Source organism: Blastococcus sp. TF02A-26 (assembly GCF_003319125.1).
Lineage (GTDB): Bacteria > Actinomycetota > Actinomycetes > Mycobacteriales > Geodermatophilaceae > Trujillonella.
Genome location: NZ_QOHG01000041.1, coordinates 1 through 1,722, shown reverse-complemented (window position 1 = coordinate 1,722; position 1,722 = coordinate 1). Strand labels below are relative to the sequence as shown.

Below are 1,722 nucleotides of genomic sequence, written 5' to 3'. Positions count from 1 at the left end.
GACCGCCCTCGAGCCCCGCCGCACCGACCCCAGCGAGGTGATCGACCAGCCCGCCCTGCAGACGGCATAGTCAGCAACACCGCAGAGCAGCACGCGGACGAGCTACACCACCCCACGGGGCACGGCCACGCGCCGACGGTAATTGCCTCTGCTGGTCGGCGTCGGTCAGCGATGACAGTGCAGCTCGCTCCGCGTGTTGCGAGTTAACCGTCGTTGACTGGTGAGTGGAGATTACGGTTGATTAATCGTCGTAAGCGCGTCGCGATCGTCAGGGCGGGCCACGAGAGTCGGCTCACGTTCGCCCGAGCGAGGCAAAGCCGGGGAAGCGTCCGCGCGACTTTTCAGTCCTTCTCCTGTCGCGCGCCGAAACGGTCACTCCGATGCCGGTGCAGCTCGTCGGTCCCGTGAGCGTCCTCTGCCCGGACGCCGTCTCCGCCGCCTCGCGCGAACGACCCTCACCCCAGGGAGGGAGAGCGCCGGCTGCACCCTCAGTTGCGCACCGCTCCATACCAATCGAGAGCAGGTCGCGCGCGCCATCGGACTGGCCGGCAGGCGTCATCGGGACCCTGCCCAGCAGGTGACTGACCGGAGGAGGCGCCGTGGCCGTTCGGCTCGAGGCTGTTCGGCCCTCGGCAGCAGAGCTGTCGAACGCCCTCGTCGAGACCACCGATACGCTTATTTCCGTCTGGACGGCGAGAAACGCATCCTGCTGGCCAACCCGGCGGTCGAGCGCCTCACCGGGCGCCCGGCCGCCAGCATGCTCGGTTGCTTCCTCCGGGACGTCCTGGTCATCCCGCAAGAGGCAGTTCTGGCCCGCGCCGCCGTTGCCGCGGCGCTCGCGGGCGAATCTCATCCTCGGCGAAATCGACCGGCCGGCTGCGTCCGACATCCGGAGGCGCGTGGCCCTGCACCTCAGCGTCCTGGCCGGTGACATGGGCCGCCGCATGCCGTCGAGTTCGTCGGATCCGACATAACCGAGCAACGCGAGCGGAAGCGCTGGGCGCGCTCGATGCGACCACAGACCCGCTGACCGGGGTGAGCAACCGGCGCGGGTGTTCGAGGCGCTGCGCGGAGACACCTGGACGCGGTCACCGGCGCAGGCTGCGGGCTGCTCGTCTGCGACGTCGACGGGTTGCAGCAGGTCGACGACGGGCGCGGGCACGCCGTCGGAGATCAGTTACTCGCAGAGCTGGCCAGGAGGATGCGCCGCGTGCCGGGACGAGGACGCAGCCGCTCGGCTGGGCGGGGACGATTTCGTGCTGATGACCCTGGCGTAGTCACGGCCAACCCCCGCGACCTGGTCCGGAGGCTAGAGGCGGAAAGCGCACGCCGGTCCAAACGTGTGCTAGTGCGACGTCGATCCACATAGGCATCGGCACTGCGGTCGGTCGCGCGGTGCGGACTTCGATGAGCTGATGACGTCAGCCGAACTCGACATCTTCGGAGCCAAGAGGCAACGGCGGCGCAGTTGCGCCCGCACAGCACCGACGCCCCGCTACATCCCCGCCTGAGCGGTCTCGCCGCTCGGCGCGCCGGCGCCCTCCCATCCGGCGATGTGATCTCGGGACGACTGATGAGGGCTAACCGTCGATGATCTAGTGCCCCGGCCGTGAACCTTGGCCCTGACGGCCGTTTGCTGAAGCCTGGGCTCGTCTGATCCTGTCTTCCCCGCAGGAGATGCGAGATGGTGCATCGGGTGCAGGTCCGCGAGATCAGCAACGA

General features: G+C 68.6%; 1 protein-coding gene. It reads left to right on the top strand.

The window, feature by feature from the left end:
* Window positions 1–1,078 precede the first annotated feature (1,078 nt).
* Window positions 1,079–1,369, top strand: a complete 291-nt coding sequence (locus DQ240_RS24605) for a diguanylate cyclase domain-containing protein (protein ID WP_113842037.1) — start codon at window positions 1,079–1,081, stop codon at window positions 1,367–1,369.
* Window positions 1,370–1,722 lie beyond the last annotated feature (353 nt).